Source organism: Microbacterium sp., from assembly GCF_036277215.1.
Classification (GTDB): Bacteria; Actinomycetota; Actinomycetes; order Actinomycetales; family Microbacteriaceae; genus Microbacterium.
In genome coordinates this window covers 1-15839 of the sequence record NZ_DASUNI010000036.1, presented here as the reverse complement: position 1 = coordinate 15839, position 15839 = coordinate 1, and the positions used below count along the sequence as shown (strand labels likewise).

General features: G+C 69.9%; 14 protein-coding genes and 1 pseudogene. 3 read left to right on the top strand and 12 right to left on the bottom strand.

What is annotated here, in order from left to right:
- From VFX99_RS01865 to VFX99_RS01855, 3 genes are all read left to right on the top strand, one after another.
- Nucleotides 1-477 (top strand): DNA-binding protein (locus VFX99_RS01865; RefSeq protein ID WP_329664620.1); only part of this gene is annotated, 477 nt, incomplete at its 5' end.
- Between the two features lie 13 nt (nt 478-490).
- Entirely contained in the window at nt 491-1102 is a 612-nt protein-coding gene (locus VFX99_RS01860) for a hypothetical protein (protein ID WP_329664619.1), read from the top strand.
- 15 nt (nt 1103-1117) lie between these two features.
- The gene (locus tag VFX99_RS01855) at nt 1118-1981 is read left to right on the top strand and encodes a CHAD domain-containing protein (protein ID WP_329664618.1); all 864 of its coding nucleotides are present in this window, start codon (nt 1118-1120) and stop codon (nt 1979-1981) included.
- A gap of 8 nt (nt 1982-1989) precedes the next feature.
- Here the strand turns inward: VFX99_RS01855 and argH are convergent, their stop codons facing one another.
- The 12 genes and pseudogenes from argH to VFX99_RS01795 form a co-directional block, all read right to left on the bottom strand.
- Nucleotides 1990-3420 carry an argininosuccinate lyase gene (gene argH / locus VFX99_RS01850; RefSeq protein WP_329664617.1) on the bottom strand — a complete coding sequence of 477 codons (1431 nt, stop codon included), beginning with the start codon at nt 3418-3420 and terminating at the stop codon, nt 1990-1992.
- A gap of 9 nt (nt 3421-3429) precedes the next feature.
- Nucleotides 3430-4458: a heparan-alpha-glucosaminide N-acetyltransferase domain-containing protein gene (locus tag VFX99_RS01845; RefSeq protein WP_329664616.1), complete on the bottom strand. Its 1029-nt coding sequence runs from the start codon at nt 4456-4458 to the stop codon at nt 3430-3432.
- Nucleotides 4459-4595: 137 nt separating this feature from the next.
- Nucleotides 4596-5519, bottom strand: coding sequence for an ornithine carbamoyltransferase (gene argF, locus VFX99_RS01840; protein WP_329664615.1), 924 nt, complete (start codon nt 5517-5519; stop codon nt 4596-4598).
- Nucleotides 5516-6748 (bottom strand): acetylornithine transaminase, encoded by a 1233-nt coding sequence (locus VFX99_RS01835; protein WP_329664614.1) that lies wholly within the window; start codon nt 6746-6748, stop codon nt 5516-5518. The genes argF and VFX99_RS01835 overlap by 4 nt, the downstream gene beginning before the upstream one ends.
- Complete coding sequence (gene argB / locus VFX99_RS01830) at nt 6745-7650, bottom strand: acetylglutamate kinase (protein ID WP_329664613.1); 906 nt, start codon at nt 7648-7650, stop codon at nt 6745-6747. The genes VFX99_RS01835 and argB overlap by 4 nt, the downstream gene beginning before the upstream one ends.
- Entirely contained in the window at nt 7647-8804 is a 1158-nt protein-coding gene (gene argJ, locus VFX99_RS01825; RefSeq protein WP_329664612.1) for a bifunctional glutamate N-acetyltransferase/amino-acid acetyltransferase ArgJ, read from the bottom strand. Before argJ ends, argB begins: the two co-directional genes overlap by 4 nt.
- On the bottom strand, nt 8801-9895 hold the full coding sequence (gene argC / locus VFX99_RS01820; protein ID WP_329664611.1) for an N-acetyl-gamma-glutamyl-phosphate reductase: 1095 nt from the start codon (nt 9893-9895) through the stop codon (nt 8801-8803). The genes argJ and argC overlap by 4 nt, the downstream gene beginning before the upstream one ends.
- A gap of 337 nt (nt 9896-10232) precedes the next feature.
- The gene (gene pheT / locus VFX99_RS01815; protein ID WP_329664610.1) at nt 10233-12758 is read right to left on the bottom strand and encodes a phenylalanine--tRNA ligase subunit beta; all 2526 of its coding nucleotides are present in this window, start codon (nt 12756-12758) and stop codon (nt 10233-10235) included.
- Nucleotides 12758-13813, bottom strand: a complete 1056-nt coding sequence (gene pheS / locus VFX99_RS01810) for a phenylalanine--tRNA ligase subunit alpha (RefSeq protein ID WP_329664609.1) — start codon at nt 13811-13813, stop codon at nt 12758-12760. The genes pheT and pheS overlap by 1 nt, the downstream gene beginning before the upstream one ends.
- A gap of 52 nt (nt 13814-13865) precedes the next feature.
- Nucleotides 13866-14792 (bottom strand): amino acid ABC transporter permease, encoded by a 927-nt coding sequence (locus tag VFX99_RS01805; protein ID WP_329664608.1) that lies wholly within the window; start codon nt 14790-14792, stop codon nt 13866-13868.
- Nucleotides 14789-15436 carry an amino acid ABC transporter permease gene (locus tag VFX99_RS01800; protein WP_329664607.1) on the bottom strand — a complete coding sequence of 216 codons (648 nt, stop codon included), beginning with the start codon at nt 15434-15436 and terminating at the stop codon, nt 14789-14791. The genes VFX99_RS01805 and VFX99_RS01800 overlap by 4 nt, the downstream gene beginning before the upstream one ends.
- Before the next feature lie 87 nt (nt 15437-15523).
- Nucleotides 15524-15839, bottom strand: a pseudogene (locus VFX99_RS01795) (transporter substrate-binding domain-containing protein); the annotation flags it as partial.

Below are 15839 nucleotides of genomic sequence, written 5' to 3'. Positions count from 1 at the left end.
GAACTGCAGACCCTCACCGCGAGCGCCGCGGCTGCGCTCACCATCAGCCTCGAGCTGCTGCGGGACGGTCGCTGGAGCGTCGGCCTCGGGGTGGGTGCGATCGAGACGCCGCTTCCTCCCGACATCCGGGCCGCACGAGGCGCGGTGTTCGTCCTCGCACGGGACGCGGTCGATCGGGCGAAGTCGGCGCCCGGCCGGATCGCGGTCTCGTCTGCGGACCCCGTCGCGGCCGAGGACTCCCAGGCCTATCTGCGGCTTCTGGTCGACCTGCGCGACCGCCGCTCCGAGCAGGGGTGGGAGGTGGCCGACCTTCTGGCCCAGGGTCTCACCCAGAAGCGCATCGCAAGCCGCCTGGGCATCACCCCGACGGCCGTGAGCCTGCGCGCCAAAGCCGCGGGCCTGCGGCTGGAGGAGGCCGCGACACCGGCACTCGTGCGCACGCTGGAGCGGCTCGACCGGTCATCAGACGGGCCGTGACAGACTGACGAGCATGCCAGTGATCTTCCCCGAGACGATCATCGTCGCGCTGCTGTCGATCTTCCTGTTCCTCGCGTTGGGTGCTGCTCTGGTGCTCGTCATCCTCAGCCTGAAGCGACCCACGACGGTCCCCCTGATCGTCGCCGGCGCGCTTGTCGTCCTCTCGCTGATCGTGGTCGTCGTCTCGCCGCTGAACGTTCCGCTCATCATGGGGCTGATCGTCGCCCTGCTCGGAACGGCGGTCGCCGTGCTGGGAGGAAACCCGGTGACCCGCCGAATTCTCGAGATCGCCACGCACGGCCGGGTCCGCGACGGCGCGAACGGCGGGATCATGCTGGATGCCGACGCAGCAGGCGTCGGCGACGGATCGGAGACGGCGACGGTCACCGCGACGGAGGTGCTGCGCGGCGGGACGACCATCGGCTACCTCGAGCGGCTTTCGGTCGTGATCGCGTTGATCGCCGGCTACCCCGAGGCGATCGCGATCGTCGTCGCGGTCAAGGGTGTCGGTCGCTTCTCAGAGCTCGCCGCCGCCGAGGCGCGCGAGCGCTTCATCATCGGCACGCTGTCCAGTCTGCTGTGGGCGTGCATCGTGGGTGCCCTCGTGAGATTGGCGATCTGGTGAAGGGCGTCCACCGACATGGGTGACTCTCGGGCGACCGTCGACACCCTGGGCGCCCTCGTCCAGGCGTACGTCGGCGAGCAATGCGCCGTGATCCTCGACGCCCGGTTCGCTCTCGCATCGCGCGACGAGAGCCTCGTCCACCCCGCGCGCGTGGCCATCCGGCGCCTGCGCGCGACTCTCCGCACGTTCGGAAGCGTCTACGACGCCGACCACGCCGCCAGCTTCGCCAAGGAGCTGCGCTGGGCCGGGCTGCTGCTGGGGGATGTGCGGGACCTGCAGGTGCTCGCCGAGCGATTCACCGAGGAGGAGTCTGCGACGGGTCACGCCGCGAACCAGGTGATCGCCGACGAGATCCAGCACGACCGCATCGAGGCGTGGGAAGCTGCCACCGAGGGCCTCAGCAGCGTCCGGGGCGCCGCGCTGTACGCGGTGGTCGCCCGGTGGCGGGACGACCCGCCGCTCGGCGGTAAGAGCGCCCGGCCCGCGGATCGAGCCGCGAGAAAGGTGGAGAAGGCCGACGCCCGCTGGCGCTCGCGCCTCGATCGCGCGCACGCCGCTTCGGCTGACGAGGATGCCGACGCGGCCGACCTGCTGCACGATGCGCGGAAGGCGGCGAAGCGTCACCGGTACGCGGTCGAATTGGCCGCGCCGGTGATCGGTCCGCACGCGGACGACACGATCGACAGGAGCAAAGCGCTGCAGGACGCCCTCGGCGCGCACCAGGATGCCGTCGTCGCTCTCGCCTTCCTGACGGGGATCGACGTCCCGTCCGAGGATCCGCAGGCGGCGAGTGCGCTCTCGGACCTCATCGCACGGACCAAGAAGACCGCCGATGACGTCGCGGGCGCGGTGAACGAGGCGGAACGGATCCGGGGCTGAGAACGGTGCTACAGGCCGAGCGCGTGCGCGGCCGCCTGGACGCGGGCGATCAGCTCTGCGCGCTGCTCGCCCACGCGCACCGGCGCGGTGCCGCCGACCCCGTCCCGGCTCGCGACGGAGCCCTCGATGGTGAGAACCTCACGCACCTCCCCGGACAGATGCGGCGAGACGGATGCGAGCATCGCATCGGTGGCCTCATGCAGTTCGATGTCGCGATCCTCGCAGAGCCTGACCAACTCCCCGGAGATCTCGTGCGCGTCCCGGAAGGGCACGCCGCGTTTGACCAGCCATTCGGCCACGTCGGTCGCCAGAGAGAATCCCTGGGGTGCGAGATGGGCCATCCGCTCGGTGTCGAACCACAGGGTGGCGACCATTCCGGCGAATGCGGGAAGCACGACCTCCAGGGTGCGTACCGAGTCGAAAACAGGTTCCTTGTCCTCCTGCAGGTCGCGGTTGTAGGCCAGGGGCAGGCCTTTCAGTGTCGACAGGAGTCCGGTGAGGTTGCCGATCAGCCTGCCCGCCTTGCCGCGGGCCAGCTCGGCGATGTCGGGATTCTTCTTCTGCGGCATGATGCTCGAGCCGGTCGAGTAGCCGTCGTCGAGGGTGACGAAACCGAACTCGCGGGTGTTCCACAGGATGATCTCCTCCGCGAAGCGCGAGATGTCGACGGCGATCATCGCGGCGATGAAGGCGAATTCCGCCACGACGTCGCGCGCGGACGTGCCGTCGAGCGAGTTCTCGGAGGGCCGCGCCAGTCCGAGTTCGCGCGCAACCAGCTGCGGGTCGAGCCCGAGCGTGGACCCGGCGAGTGCTCCCCCGCCGTACGGTGAGACCGCCGCGCGCACCGACCAGTCGCGGAGGCGCTCCAGGTCGCGCACGAGCGGCCAGGCGTGTGCCTGCAGGTGGTGCGCCAGCAGCACCGGCTGCGCATGCTGCAGGTGCGTGCGTCCCGGCATGATCGCCTCGGGATGCGCCTCGGCTTGCGCCACGAGGGCATCGACGACTCGCAGGATGTCGCGGGCGATCGTGCGCGAGTGATCGAGGAGGTACATGCGAACGAGAGTGGCGATCTGGTCGTTCCGGCTGCGACCGGCTCGCAACTTCCCACCCAGTTCGGGACCCACCTGCGCGATGAGCGCCTGCTCGAGCGCGCCGTGGACGTCCTCGTCCTGCGCGCCCGGGCGCAGTGTGCCGCCGGTGATGCCGCGCGCGAGCACGTCGAGTCCGTCGTGCATGGCCTGCTCTTCGTCGGCGGTGAGATACCCCGCCGCCGCGAGGGCCTTCGCATGTGCATGCGACCCCGCGATGTCGTAGAGCGCGAGATCCCAATCGAAGTGGGTGGACCGGCTCAGCGCGGCGAGCTCCGGCGATGGCCCCGACGCGAATCGCGCGCCCCACAGCGCGCCCTCGTTGGTGCCGTCGCCCTTCGCATCGCTCATCCGTTCAGCCTAACCACGCCGCACGGCGAGTCGTGCGGCGCGGTCGATGAGCCATTCCAGCGGGCCGCGGCCGATCAGCAACGCCCACGCAGTGCACGCGATCACGAGGACGCCCGTGATCGGCCAGAACGGCTCCAGGTCGCGGAATCCGCGCAGGTCGCTCGGATTGCCGAGGATGACCGTGGCGGCGATCGCCCAGATCACCAGCTGAGCGGTGTACGCGGTGAGCGGCATCGCGCCCACCGCACGCAGCGGGAGCACCACCCAGGTCAGAAGCGTCCGGCAGACCAGCAGGCAGAGGCCGATCGTCGCGAGCGCGAAGCCCCCCGAGCCGATGACCTCGAGCAGCCCGCTGGAGTGGGGCGCTGCCGTCCACACCTCGTCCCAGTACGAAATGGCGACGGGTGGCGCATCCGGTCTGGTCGCGGCATCCAAGCCGTATCCCGCCACCGCCAGCGCTGCACCCGCACCCAGCATCCACAGCTGCACCCGCGCGGAGAGGATGCCCGCGCGGGCGGCGCCCAGCCCCGCAACGACGAAGGCCATCCAGACCGGGAACGGGTAGTGCCAGCCGATGACGGCGGCCAGCAGCTGCCCGGACCGCGTCGACCAGACCGGGAGGTGATCGAGCACGGGCTGCACGAGCGGCATGACCAGGGCGAGCCCGGCGGCGAGCAGGAAGAGGGTCCTGGCACCCAGAGAAACCAGGGGCAGCGCGAGCAGGAAGAGGATCGCGTACGCAGGAAGGATGACGAAGACCGGGACCCCCGTCGCGATCAGGAAGACCCCGAGCACCCACAGCAGCGCCGCACGCACCACGAGGCGGCCGCGCGCGAGCCGCAGCTCGAGCGGCGGCAGCGGCCGCCGGCCACCCGTCACGAGGCCTATCGAGACTCCCGCCAGTGTCGCGAAGAGGATCGAGGATCGTCCGTCGACCACGGCAACCCAGGTGGCGGCATCCGAGAAATCGAGATCGTCGATCCACAGCAGGTGCGCCGCAATCATCCCGAACACCGCGAGCCCCCGCGCCAGATCCACCCCCGCGACGCGCTGGCGTCCGTTGAGCCGGTCCCATCGGCTGGCGAGCCACCCCCGCGGCGCGACCGTTGCGCCGCTCGGCGCGGTCCTGCCGGATCGAGCCGTGCCCGGCGCCGGGACTGCGCCGCCCGCCGGGTCTAGTCCTGGCGAAGCAGCCACACCAGCAGCGCCTTCTGCGCGTGCAGTCGGTTCTCGGCCTCGTCCCACACCACGCTCTGCGGTCCGTCGATCACCTCGGCCTCGACCTCGTAGCCGCGATCGGCGGGCAGGCAGTGGATGAAGATCGCCTCCGGCTTGGCCAGCGACATGAGCTCGCGGGTGACCTTGTACTCGCCCAGGTCGCGCAGTCGTGCGAGCTTCTCCTCCTCCTTGCCCATCGACACCCACGTGTCGGTGACGATGACGTCCGCCCCCGCGGCCGCCTCGTTCGCATCGGTGTACAGCGTGAGCGATCCACCCGTCGTGATGGCGCGACGGTCCGCGTCGGCGACCACGTCCTCGCGAGGCGTGTACGACTCGGGCGACGCGACGCGTACGTGCATGCCCGCGGTGACGCACGCGAGCATGTACGAGTGCGCCATGTTCGAGCGCCCGTCGCCGAAGAAGGCGAGCGTGAGACCCCGCAGCTCGCCCTTGTGCTCCTGGATCGTCAGCAGGTCCGCCAGCAGCTGGCACGGGTGGAAGTCGTCGCTGAGGGCGTTGACCACCGGGACGCGGGTTCCCGCGGCCATCTCCTCCAGGCCCCCCTGCGCGTACGTGCGCCACACGATCGCGGCGACCTGACGCTCGAGGACCCGAGCAGTGTCGGACGGAGTCTCCTTGCCGCCGAGCTGACTGTTCGCCGTCGAGATGATCAGCGGCGTCCCACCGAGATCGGCGATTCCGACCGCGAACGAGACCCGGGTGCGCGTGGAGGACTTGTCGAAGATGACCGCGACCGTCTGCGGGCCCGCGAGCGGCTTCAGCTTCCACCGATCCTTCTTGAGCGACACGGCGAGATCGAGGATCTCGGCCTGTTCCTCCGCCGTGAGGTCGTCGTCCCGCAGGAGATGCCGCGTCATGCGGTGACTCCCTCGGACGCCGCGTCGAGCACCAGGGCATCCTCGACCGTGCGCAGCGACGCCGTGAACAGCTGGACGAACTCGTCGATCTCCACGTCGCCGATGTTGAGCGCGGGCACCAGACGGATCGTCTCGTCGTTCGGCGCATTGACGATGAGCCCGTGCTCCTGTGCCGCCGCCACGATCGCCTTGGCGACCGGATGCCGGAGCCCGATGCCGATCAGAAGGCCCTGGCCGCGGAATCCGCCCACCAGCGGCGAGTCGATCCCGGCGATCGCCGCGCGCAGCTGACGCCCGCGCTCGGCGGCGTTGCGCACGAGGTCCTCGTTCTCGATCTCGGCGAGGACTGCGCCGGCCACGGCCGTCCCGAGGGCGTTGCCGCCGAAGGTCGAGCCATGCGTGCCCGGGTAGAACAGATCGCTCGCCGAGCCGAACGTGATGAGCGCTCCGATCGGGAATCCACCCCCGATGCCCTTGGCGACCGTGATCGCGTCCGGACTGATGCCTGCGTGCTGGAAGGCGAACCACTCCCCCGTACGGCCCGCACCGGTCTGGATCTCGTCGATGATGAGCAGTGCGCCGTGCCGGCTCGTCAACTCGCGCGCCGCGGCGAGGTAGCCCTCCGGCAGGTCGATGACACCGGCCTCGCCCTTGATGGGCTCGACGAACAGGGCCGCGACGCGGTCGTCGAGCGCCGCCTCGAGCGCCTCGATCGTGGAGTCGATGAACTCGACGCCCGGCACCATCGGCAGGAACGGCTCCTGCATGTAGGGCTTTCCGGTGAGCGCGAGGGTCCCCATCGTGCGTCCGTGGAAGGCGTCGGTGAGGGCGAGGATGCGGGGACGTGCGGGAGTGCCCTCCCGCGCCGCGCCGTGCAGGCGCGCGAGCTTGAAGGCGGCCTCGTTGGCCTCGGCGCCGGAGTTGCCGAAGTACACCCGCCCCGAGTCGCCCGTGCCCGCGAGCCGCTTGAGCTGCGACGCGAGTTCGAGCTGCGGCGGCGTCGCGAAGTAGTTCGAGACGTGCGCGAGGGTAGCCGCCTGGGAGGCGATGGCTTCGACGAAAACGGGGTGCGCGTGGCCGAGCGAATTCACCGCGATCCCGGCGAGGAAGTCGAGGTAGCGACGTCCCCCGGCATCCCACAGATACGCGCCCTCGCCGCGGACGAACATCGCCATCCGCTCGCCGAAGCTGCGCACGAGATCGCGGCCTGCATCATCCTGCCAGCTCATCCGAGCACCACCTCTGTTCCGATTCCCTTGCTGGTGAAGATTTCCACGAGCACCGAGTGCGGCACGCGGCCGTCGATGATCGCCGCCGTGGCGACCCCGCCCTCGACCGCGTCCAGGCACGCCTGCATCTTCGGGATCATCCCCGACTCGAGCGTCGGCAGCATCCCGCGCAGCTCCGCGGCGGTCAGGTGCGAGACGAGCGAATCGCGATTCGGCCAGTCTGCGTAGAGCCCGGGGACGTCCGTGAGCACGACGAGCTTCGCGGCGCCCAGAGCGATCGCGAGGGCCGCGGCCGCGGCATCCGCGTTCACGTTGAGCGAGTGGCCGGGACGATCGAGGTCGGGAGCGATACTCGAGACGACCGGGATGCGGCCCGCGGCGAGCTGATCGTGCACCGGACGTGGATCCACTTCGACCACGTCGCCCACCCGGCCGAGATCGTGCTCGACCCCGTCGACCACCACGCCCCGGCGGCGGCCGCCGAACAGGCCGGCATCCTCGCCCGACAGGCCGGTCGCGTGCGGACCGTGAGCGTTGATCTTCGCCACCAGCTGCGGGTTGATCTGTCCGGTCAGCACCATGCGCACGACGCTGATCGCCTCGGTGCTGGTGACCCGGTAGCCGCCCTTGAACTCGCTCGGAATCGCCAGCCGGTCGAGCATCGACGAGATCTGCGGGCCGCCGCCGTGGACGACCACGGGTTTGACGCCGACGTACCGGAGGTAGGCGATGTCGGCGGCGAAAGCGCTCTGGAGCTCCTCGCTGACCATCGCGTTGCCGCCGTACTTGATCACGATGACCTGGTCGTTGAAGCGCTGGAGCCAGGGCAGCGACTCGATGAGGGTCGCCGCCTTGGCGCTGGCCTCGGCGGGGTCGGTGTCCTGCAGATCGATGTCGCTCATGTCGCGTACGCGCTGTTCTCGTGGACGTAGTCGTGGGTGAGGTCGTTCGTGAGGATCGTCGCGGACGCGTCGCCGACCTTGAGGTCGATCAGAATGCGCGTCGAGCGCGGGGTCAGGTCCACGTCGTCGCGAGATGCGTCGGGGCCGCCTCCGCTGCACACCCGGACTCCGTTCATCCAGACGTCCACGTCGTAGGGATCGAACTGCGCCGCGGTGGTGCCGATCGCTGCCAGTACGCGACCCCAGTTCGGGTCGTTGCCGAAGATCGCGGCCTTGAAGAGGTTGTTGCGTGCCACCGAGCGGCCCACCTCGACCGCGTCGGGCTCGGATGCCGCGTGCACCACCTCGATCGAGATGTCGTGCGACGCGCCCTCGGCGTCGCCCTGCAACTGCGTGGCCAGTTCGAGGCAGACCTGGGTGAGCGCATCGGCGAAGTCGTCGCGGGCGGGCCTGACACCGGACGCACCGCTGACCATGAGGGTCACCTGATCGTTCGTCGACATGCATCCGTCGGAGTCGAGCCGGTCGAATGTGACGCTCGTCGCGCGCCGCAGCGCGGCGTCCGCGTCGGAGGCGTCCAGCACCGCGTCCGTCGTGATCACGACGAGCATGGTCGCAAGGCCGGGGGCCAGCATCCCGGCACCCTTGGCCATGCCGCCGATCGTCCATCCACCCTGCGTGACGACGGACCTCTTCGGCTTGGAGTCGGTCGTCATGATCGCCAGCGATGCCGCGTCTCCGCCGTCGGCGCTCGCCGCGGCGATGGCCCTCTCGGTGCCGTCGAGCACCTTGGCGCGGAACACCTCGTCGCCGGTGCCGATGAGACCCGTGGAGCAGATCAGGATGTCCGCCGAGCCGACGCCGAGCAACTCGGCCGCTTTCTCGGCGGTCTGGTGCGTGGTCTGGAACCCGAACGAGCCGGTGAAGCAGTTCGCCCCGCCGGAGTTCAGCACGACGGCCTCGACGACCCCGTCCTGCACCGCCTGCTGCGACCAGAGGATCGGGTTCGCCTTGGCCCGATTGGAGGTGAAGACCGCGGCGCCCACCTTGAGCGGGCCCCGGTTGACCACGACGGCGACATCGAGATTTCCCGAGGACTTGAGCCCGACCGCGACTCCAGCGGCCTCGAACCCGTCGGCTGCTGTGACGCTCATGGGGCGACTCCGTTCACGGTGAGCGCGCGACCCTCGGGCAGGCCCAGCGCGATGTTCATCGACTGGACCGCGGCGCCTGCCGTGCCCTTGACCAGATTGTCCACGGCGGTCACCACCACGACGCGGTTCGCCGGGCGATCGATCGCCAGGCCGAGCAGAGCGGTGTTGGCGCCCAGCACGTCGGCCGTGCGCGGGAAGTCTCCTGCGGGAAGGAGCTGCACGAAGGTCTCGTCGCCGTACGCCGCCTCCCACGCCCCGCGGATCTCGTCGTCGCCGGCGCCCGGGGCGATCGGCGCTGAGCTCGTGGCGAGGATCCCGCGCGACATGGGCACGATCACGGGCGTGAAGGAGATCCGGATGCCGCGGTCCGCCGCCGCCTCACCCCGCGTCGCACCGCCGGTCGCTGTTGCATCGTCGGTTCGAGCCGCGGCGAGAGCTTGACGGATCTCGGGGATGTGCCGGTGCGTCCCGCCCACCGCATAGGGATTGGCCGAGCCGAGGATCTCACCGGCCAGCAGGTTCGTCTTGAGGCTCTTGCCCGCGCCGCTCGGCCCGACGGCCAGCACGCTGACGATGTCGGACGGGTCGATCACGCCGGCAGCGACGCCCGGCGCCAGGCTCAGGCTGACTGTGCTCGCGTTGCAGCCGGGCGCCGCGATGCGCGTCGCCCCGACCAGCCGATCGCGCTGCTTGGAGCCGCCGACGGGAAGCTCGGGAACGCCATACGTCCACGCCTCGTGGAAGTCACCGCCGTAGAACCGGTCCCAGTCCGCGACCGATTCCAGACGGTGATCGGCGCCCGCATCGATCACGAGCGGGGCGTCGGCGAGCGCATCCGTGTACTGGCCGGACTGTCCGTGCGGCAGCGCGAGGAAGACGATGTCGTGCCCCGCGAGCACATCGGGAGTCGTCTCCTGCAGCGTCAGGTGCGCGAGCGAGCGGAGGTGCGGCTGATGCGAGGTGAGGGGCTGTCCGGCGTTGGAGTGCGCGGTGACGGTGCGGATCTCGACGTCGGGATGCGCGGAGAGGATCCGGAGGATCTCGCCGCCCGCATAGCCGGATGCGCCGGAGACGGCGACCGAATATGTCATGGATTCCACCTTAGAGTCTGGGGTCGGGGGCTTCAGACGGCGACGCCCACGGCTCCCCCTCCTCGGAGGGGCGCAGGGTCGCCTACAGTCGGCGTCCGTCCAGACGTCGGCGCGCGGAAGCGACGCTCGGAACGAGCGAGGCGGAGAGAGGCGCTGCCGAAGGCATGGGGCGACGATAGTCGCCCGGTCGCGGCATCCGCAAATCGCGGCTCGTGCAGGGCGCTGAGCGCGTGACTCCCGAGTGCACGGCTTCGCGTCGGATGCACGAGTTCGGGACGTCGGCAACCCGTCCGCTCGACGCAAGGCGTCCGCTCGGCGGCAGACCTTCTCCGGTGGACTACTCGCGCAGCGTCGCTCCGAAGCGCTCGGCCGCCGCCGCCACCCCGGCGAGCTTGGCGTCAGTCGCCTCCGCAGCGGTCAGGGTGCGGTCGGCGGCGCGGAACCGCAAGGCGAACGTGAGGCTCTTCGAGCCGTCGGGCACACCCGCCCCGCGGTAGTCGTCGACCAGACGCACCGACTCGAGGAGTTCTCCGGCGCCCTCGACCACGGCGGCGCGCACCTCGGCGGCCGGAACGTCGGCGGGCACGACGAGCGACAGGTCCTGAGTCGCGGCCGGGTACGCCGATAGCGACGCGGCGACGACCTTCTCACCGGCCAGCGAGAGCAGCAGATCGAGGTCGAGCTCGGCGACGATGACGCGACCGGGAAGGTCGGCCGCCTCAGCCACAGCCGGCAGCAGCTCGCCGACGTAACCCACCTCGGTCGAGCCGACCGAGAGCACGCCGGTGCGTCCGGGATGCAGCGCTGCGCGCTCGCCCTGCACGACCTCCACGGTCACGCCGGCCGCCGATGCGATGGTCCGGACGGCGTCCAGCGCGTCGGACAGACCCGCGGCCGCCGCGGCCGCACCGGGCTGCTTCGGTGAGATCCACCCGGTCAGCAGGACGGCGACGTGCCGGCGCTGCGGTGGGATGGACGCATCGAGCGCCGTCAGCGTCGACGCATCCGGCCGCACGGCGAGCGGAGGCACGAACGACGTTCCGTACGCGATGCCCGGCTCCGGGAGGAAGACGGTGCCGGTCTCGAAGACCGCGACGTCGGTGAGTCCGCGGGCGACGTTGCGATGCGCGACGCGGAGGAGACCGGGCACGAGGCTGCGCCGCAGGAACGGCGCCTGCCCGTCGAGCGGGTTCGCGAGCTTGACACTGGGCAGGTGCGCACCCGACGCGGAGCCGTGCAGATCGTTCTGGTCTTCGGTCGTGAACGGGAACGACGGCGTCTCGACATAGCCCGCGGCAGCGAGGGCGTTGCCGACACGGCGTCGCCCCTGCTGCGCTGCCGTCAGGCCGCGGCCCGACGGGGGCGTCGGGAGGATCGACGGAATGCGGTCGTACCCTTCGATCCGGGCGACCTCCTCCGCGAGCGTCCACTTGTCGGTGAGGTCGGGGCGCCAAGACGGGGGCGAGACGACGAGCTCGTCCCCGCGGTCGTCGACATCGCAGCCGATGAGCCGGAGCGCTCCGATCACCTCGGACGTCGGGTAGTTCACACCGATCAGACCCTGCACGAAACCCACCGGCAGGGTCAGCTGCGGCGCCTCCCACCGCGCGAACAGCGCTGCCCCCAGATCGTCGATCGTGCCTCCGGCCAGCTCGACCATCAGGTCGGCGACCCGCTGCGCGGCAACGAACGGGATGCCGGGATCCACGCCGCGCTCGAAGCGACGCGACGCCTCGGACGGAAGCTTGTGACGGCGCGCGGTGCGCGCGATCGAGATCGTGTCGAAGATCGCCGCCTCGATGAGCACGTTCTCGGTGTCGGGACCCATCTCGGTGGTCCCGCCGCCCATGACGCCGGCCAGACCGATCGGACCCGACGCGTCGGTGATCAGCAGGTCCTCCGGATCCAGCGTGCGCACCTTGCCGTCGAGCGTTTCGAGCCTCTCACCGGGCGCCGCACGCCGCACGGTGATCCCCCCGGCGAGCTTGTCGAGGTCATATCCGTGAATGGGGTTGCCGAGCTCCAGCATCACGTAGTTCGTGATGTCGATGAGCACACCCAGCGACCGGATACCGGCGAGCGTGAGCCGCGCGATCATCCATGCGGGTGTCGGAGCCGAGGCGTCCACGCCACGCACGGCCCGGACGACGAATTCGGACGCGCCCACCCGGCCGCGAATCGGGGCGGCGTCGTCGACGGCGAGCACGAAGCCGTGGCCCGGCTCGACCTCGTGCGGCGGCCGGAGGCCTGGATCGTGGAAGACCGCCCCGGTCGCGTGCGAGTACTCGCGGGCGACGCCCCGCACCGAGAGGGCGTAGCCGCGGTCGGGAGTCACGTTGATCTCGACCGCGACATCGTTCAGGCCGAGCAGCTCGATCGCATCGGTGCCGACCGGGGCGTCGATGCCGAGGGTCGCCAGGCGAAGGATGCCGTCGTGCTCGTCGCCGAGCCCGAGTTCCCGCGCGGAGGCGATCATGCCGTCCGAGACGTGGCCGTAGGTCTTGCGGGCGGCGATCGGGAACGGCCCGGGCAGCACAGCGCCGGGCAGCGTGACGGCGACCTTGTCGCCGACGAAGAAGTTGCGTGCGCCGCACACGATGCCGTGCACCGCGGGTCCGCCGTCGGCCGCCGTCTCACCGTCCGGCGCGACGCGCACCTGGCACCAGCGGATCGTCTTGCCGTTGGACTGGGGCTCCTCCACGAAGTCGAGCACCTCGCCGACCACGATGGGACCGGACAGCTCGAAACCGTGCACGTCCTCCTCTTCGAAGCCGACGCGGACGAGGGCAGCGAGGACGTCTTCGGGAGCGGTATCCGCCGGCACATCGACGTACTCGCGCAGCCAGGAGAGCGGGACGCGCATCAGACCACCATCCCGAACTGCTCGCTGAACCGCACATCGCCCTCGGCCATGTCGCGCATGTCCTGCACGTCGCTGCGGAACATGAGGGTGCGCTCGACGCCCATTCCGAACGCGAAGCCGGAGTACTGCTCCGGGTCGATGCCGGCTGCGCGCAGCACGTTCGGGTTGATCATGCCGCAGCCGCCCCACTCGATCCATCGTGCGCCGCCCTTGAAGGTCGGATGCCACAGGTCCAGCTCGGCGGACGGCTCGGTGAAGGGGAAGAAGTTCGCGCGGAAACGCGTCTTCGCCTCGGGTCCGAACAGGACGCGCGCAGCGTGATCCAGAGTGCCCTTGAGGTTCGCCATGGTGATGCCCCGATCGATCACGAGACCCTCGAACTGCGTGAACACGGGCAGGTGGGTCGCGTCGAACTCATCGGTGCGGAAGACGCGCCCCGGGCACAGCACGTAGATCGGCAGATCGCGCTCGAGCATCGAACGGACCTGGACCGGGCTGGTGTGCGTGCGCATCACCAGGTGCCGTTCGACGGGATCGACGAAGAACGTGTCCTGCATCTGACGCGCCGGGTGGTCGGCGTCGAAGTTGAGGGCGTCGAAGTTGTACCACTCGTGCTCGAGCTCGGGACCCTCGGCGATCTCCCACCCCATGCCCACGAAGATGTCGGCGATCTGCTCTTGAAGGAGCGAGATCGGATGCCGCGCCCCGACGCGTGCGCGAGCCGCGAGTGCGGTGACGTCCACACGCTCTGACTCCAGCCGTGCCGCCGTCTCGGTCTGCGCGACCTGCTCCTCGCGCGCGGCGAACGCCTGGTTGACGCGGGCGCGCGCCTGGCCGACCAGTTTGCCGAACTCGGCCTTGCGCTCGGGTGCGACGTCCCGCAGCCGGGAGTTGAGCTTCGCAAGCGGCGAGCCCTCGGCGCTGTGCGCGGTGCGGGCGGCCTTCAGCCCTGCCGTGTCGGATGCCGCGGCGATGGCATCGATCGCAGCCTGAACGGCGGCATCCACCGCCTCGGGCGTGATCTCGGAGGGCGCGTTGTCGGGTGAGTCAGACACGAGAGTCGAGTCTACCGACGGCCCATGCCGCTCCCCGCGCGCGGGGGACGGGTCAGCGCGGCGCTCGGCCGCTGAGGTCGGCCTTCGCCTCGACCTCGAGGAGCGCACCCGGCGCCGTCGGATCGGCCACCCTGCCGCCCCGGCGGCGCGTCTTGCCGCCGCCGCTCGCGGTGCGGCGTGAGAGCCAGCGCGCGAACCACGAGAGCGTCAGGTTGATCGCCAGGTAGATCACGAGGGTGACGAGGAACAGCGAGAAGATGTATCGGTTGCCGTAGAAGCTTCCGAGGTTGTTCATGTTGTTCCGGATGATCTCGTTGTAGCCGACGATGTAGCCCAGCGAAGTGTCCTTCAGCAGCACGACGAGCTGCGCCACGATGATCGGCAGCATCTGCCGGAACGCCTGCGGGAACTCCACCAGCATCTTCGACTGGAACTCGCGCATGCCGACGCTCAGCGCCGCCTCCCGCTGCCCACGCGGCAGCGCGACGAGTCCGGCCCGCAGCGCTTCGCCGATCAGGGTGCCGTTGTAGAGGATCAGGGCGATCACGACGGCCCAGAATGCGCCCGTCGAGGCGACCAGCAGGATGAACAGCATCATCAGCAGCACCGGCATACCGCGCAGGAACTCGATGAGCCATCCGGTGGGAATCCGCAGCCAGGCGATCGACGAGCTGCGCATGAGTGACAGCACGACGCCCAGGGCGATCGCACCGACCGCCGAGACGGCAGCCGCCTGGAGGGTGGCCACGACGCCACGGCCGATCGAGCCCCACAGCTCGGGATCGAGGAAGATGTTCCACCGGGTCGGGTCGAACATGCCGGGAAGGGTGATGCCTCCGGACTCGCGCGGAGCCGCAAGGGTGATCACGATCCACGCCAGTCCCGCCAGGATCAGGACGAGCGCGACCACCGATGCGATGCGCGAATTGCGTCGAGCCTTGGGGCCGGGCGCGTCGAACAGGACGCTGGTTCCGCTCATCGCTTCACCACCCAGCGCTTCTCGAGCTGCCCGGCGGCCAGTCCCAGCGGGACCGTGATGACCAGATACAGCGCTGCGGCGGTGAACAGGATCTGGAGCACGATGTTGCCGTTGTCGTTCGCCAGCTGCCGAGTCGTCGCGAAGAGTTCGACCACGAAGAAGCCGCCGGCCACCGAGGTGTTCTTCGTGAGGGCGATGAACACGTTGATGAGCGGTGGCACCGTCATGCGGAAGGCCTGGGGCAACACGACGAGCGACACCGTCTGGCCGAAGCCGAGCCCGATGCTGCGCGCTGCTTCGGCCTGGCCGAGCGGCACGCCGTTGATCCCGGACCGCAGCGCCTCGGCGACGAATGGCGACGTGTAGTACGTCAGCGCGATGAACGCCAGGAGGATGTACGGCAGACGGACACCGAGCATCGGCAGCACGAAGGCGGTGAAGAAGAAGATCAGCGTCAGTGGGGTGTTGCGGGCGATCTCGGTCCAGAACGCGGCGAACCCGCGGAGTGCGCCGACCGGCGAGATCCGCATGGCGGCGATGATGGTCCCGAGGATCAGCGCGAGCACGCCCGACACGACCAGCAGGAGGAGGGTCACCTGGAATCCGGCCCAGAACTCGGGCAGGAGCGAGATCAGCTGCTCCACAGCTCCTCCTTCCCAGGTCTGTCGGCGGCGTGCTCAGGGTGAGTGGTGCCCGGACCGGCGTGTTCGCCGGTCCGGGCACCGGATCGATCAGTAGCGGTCGACTGCCGGCGGCTCGACGAACGGCAGGACCGTTCCGGCCGTCGCGTTCCACGCGGCTTCGTAGCTGCCGTCCTCGTAGGAGGCCTCCAGCACGTCGTTGATCCAGTCACGGAACTCGGTGTCCTCCAGCGCGAGGCCGATGCCGTAGGGCTCCTCGGTGAAGGGCTTGCCGACGACCTTGAACTCACCCTCGTTCTGAGCGGCCAGGCCCGCGAGGATGACGTTGTCGGTCGAGACGGCGACGACCGTGCCGTCGCGCAGCGGTCCGAGGCAGTTGCTGTACGTGTCGGTCAGCAGCACCTCA

What these genes read in the sequence shown, in the direction of transcription:
- VFX99_RS01860 (WP_329664619.1), top strand. Translation starts at nt 491, where the DNA reads ATGCCAGTGATCTTCCCCGAGACGATCATCGTCGCGCTGCTGTCGATC.
- VFX99_RS01855 (WP_329664618.1), top strand. Translation starts at nt 1,118, where the DNA reads ATGGGTGACTCTCGGGCGACCGTCGACACCCTGGGCGCCCTCGTCCAG.
- argH (WP_329664617.1), bottom strand. Translation starts at nt 3,420, where the DNA reads ATGAGCGATGCGAAGGGCGACGGCACCAACGAGGGCGCGCTGTGGGGC.
- argF (WP_329664615.1), bottom strand. Translation starts at nt 5,519, where the DNA reads ATGACGCGGCATCTCCTGCGGGACGACGACCTCACGGCGGAGGAACAG.
- VFX99_RS01835 (WP_329664614.1), bottom strand. Translation starts at nt 6,748, where the DNA reads ATGAGCTGGCAGGATGATGCAGGCCGCGATCTCGTGCGCAGCTTCGGC.
- argB (WP_329664613.1), bottom strand. Translation starts at nt 7,650, where the DNA reads ATGAGCGACATCGATCTGCAGGACACCGACCCCGCCGAGGCCAGCGCC.
- argJ (WP_329664612.1), bottom strand. Translation starts at nt 8,804, where the DNA reads ATGAGCGTCACAGCAGCCGACGGGTTCGAGGCCGCTGGAGTCGCGGTC.
- argC (WP_329664611.1), bottom strand. Translation starts at nt 9,895, where the DNA reads ATGACATATTCGGTCGCCGTCTCCGGCGCATCCGGCTATGCGGGCGGC.
- pheT (WP_329664610.1), bottom strand. Translation starts at nt 12,758, where the DNA reads ATGCGCGTCCCGCTCTCCTGGCTGCGCGAGTACGTCGATGTGCCGGCG.
- VFX99_RS01805 (WP_329664608.1), bottom strand. Translation starts at nt 14,792, where the DNA reads ATGAGCGGAACCAGCGTCCTGTTCGACGCGCCCGGCCCCAAGGCTCGA.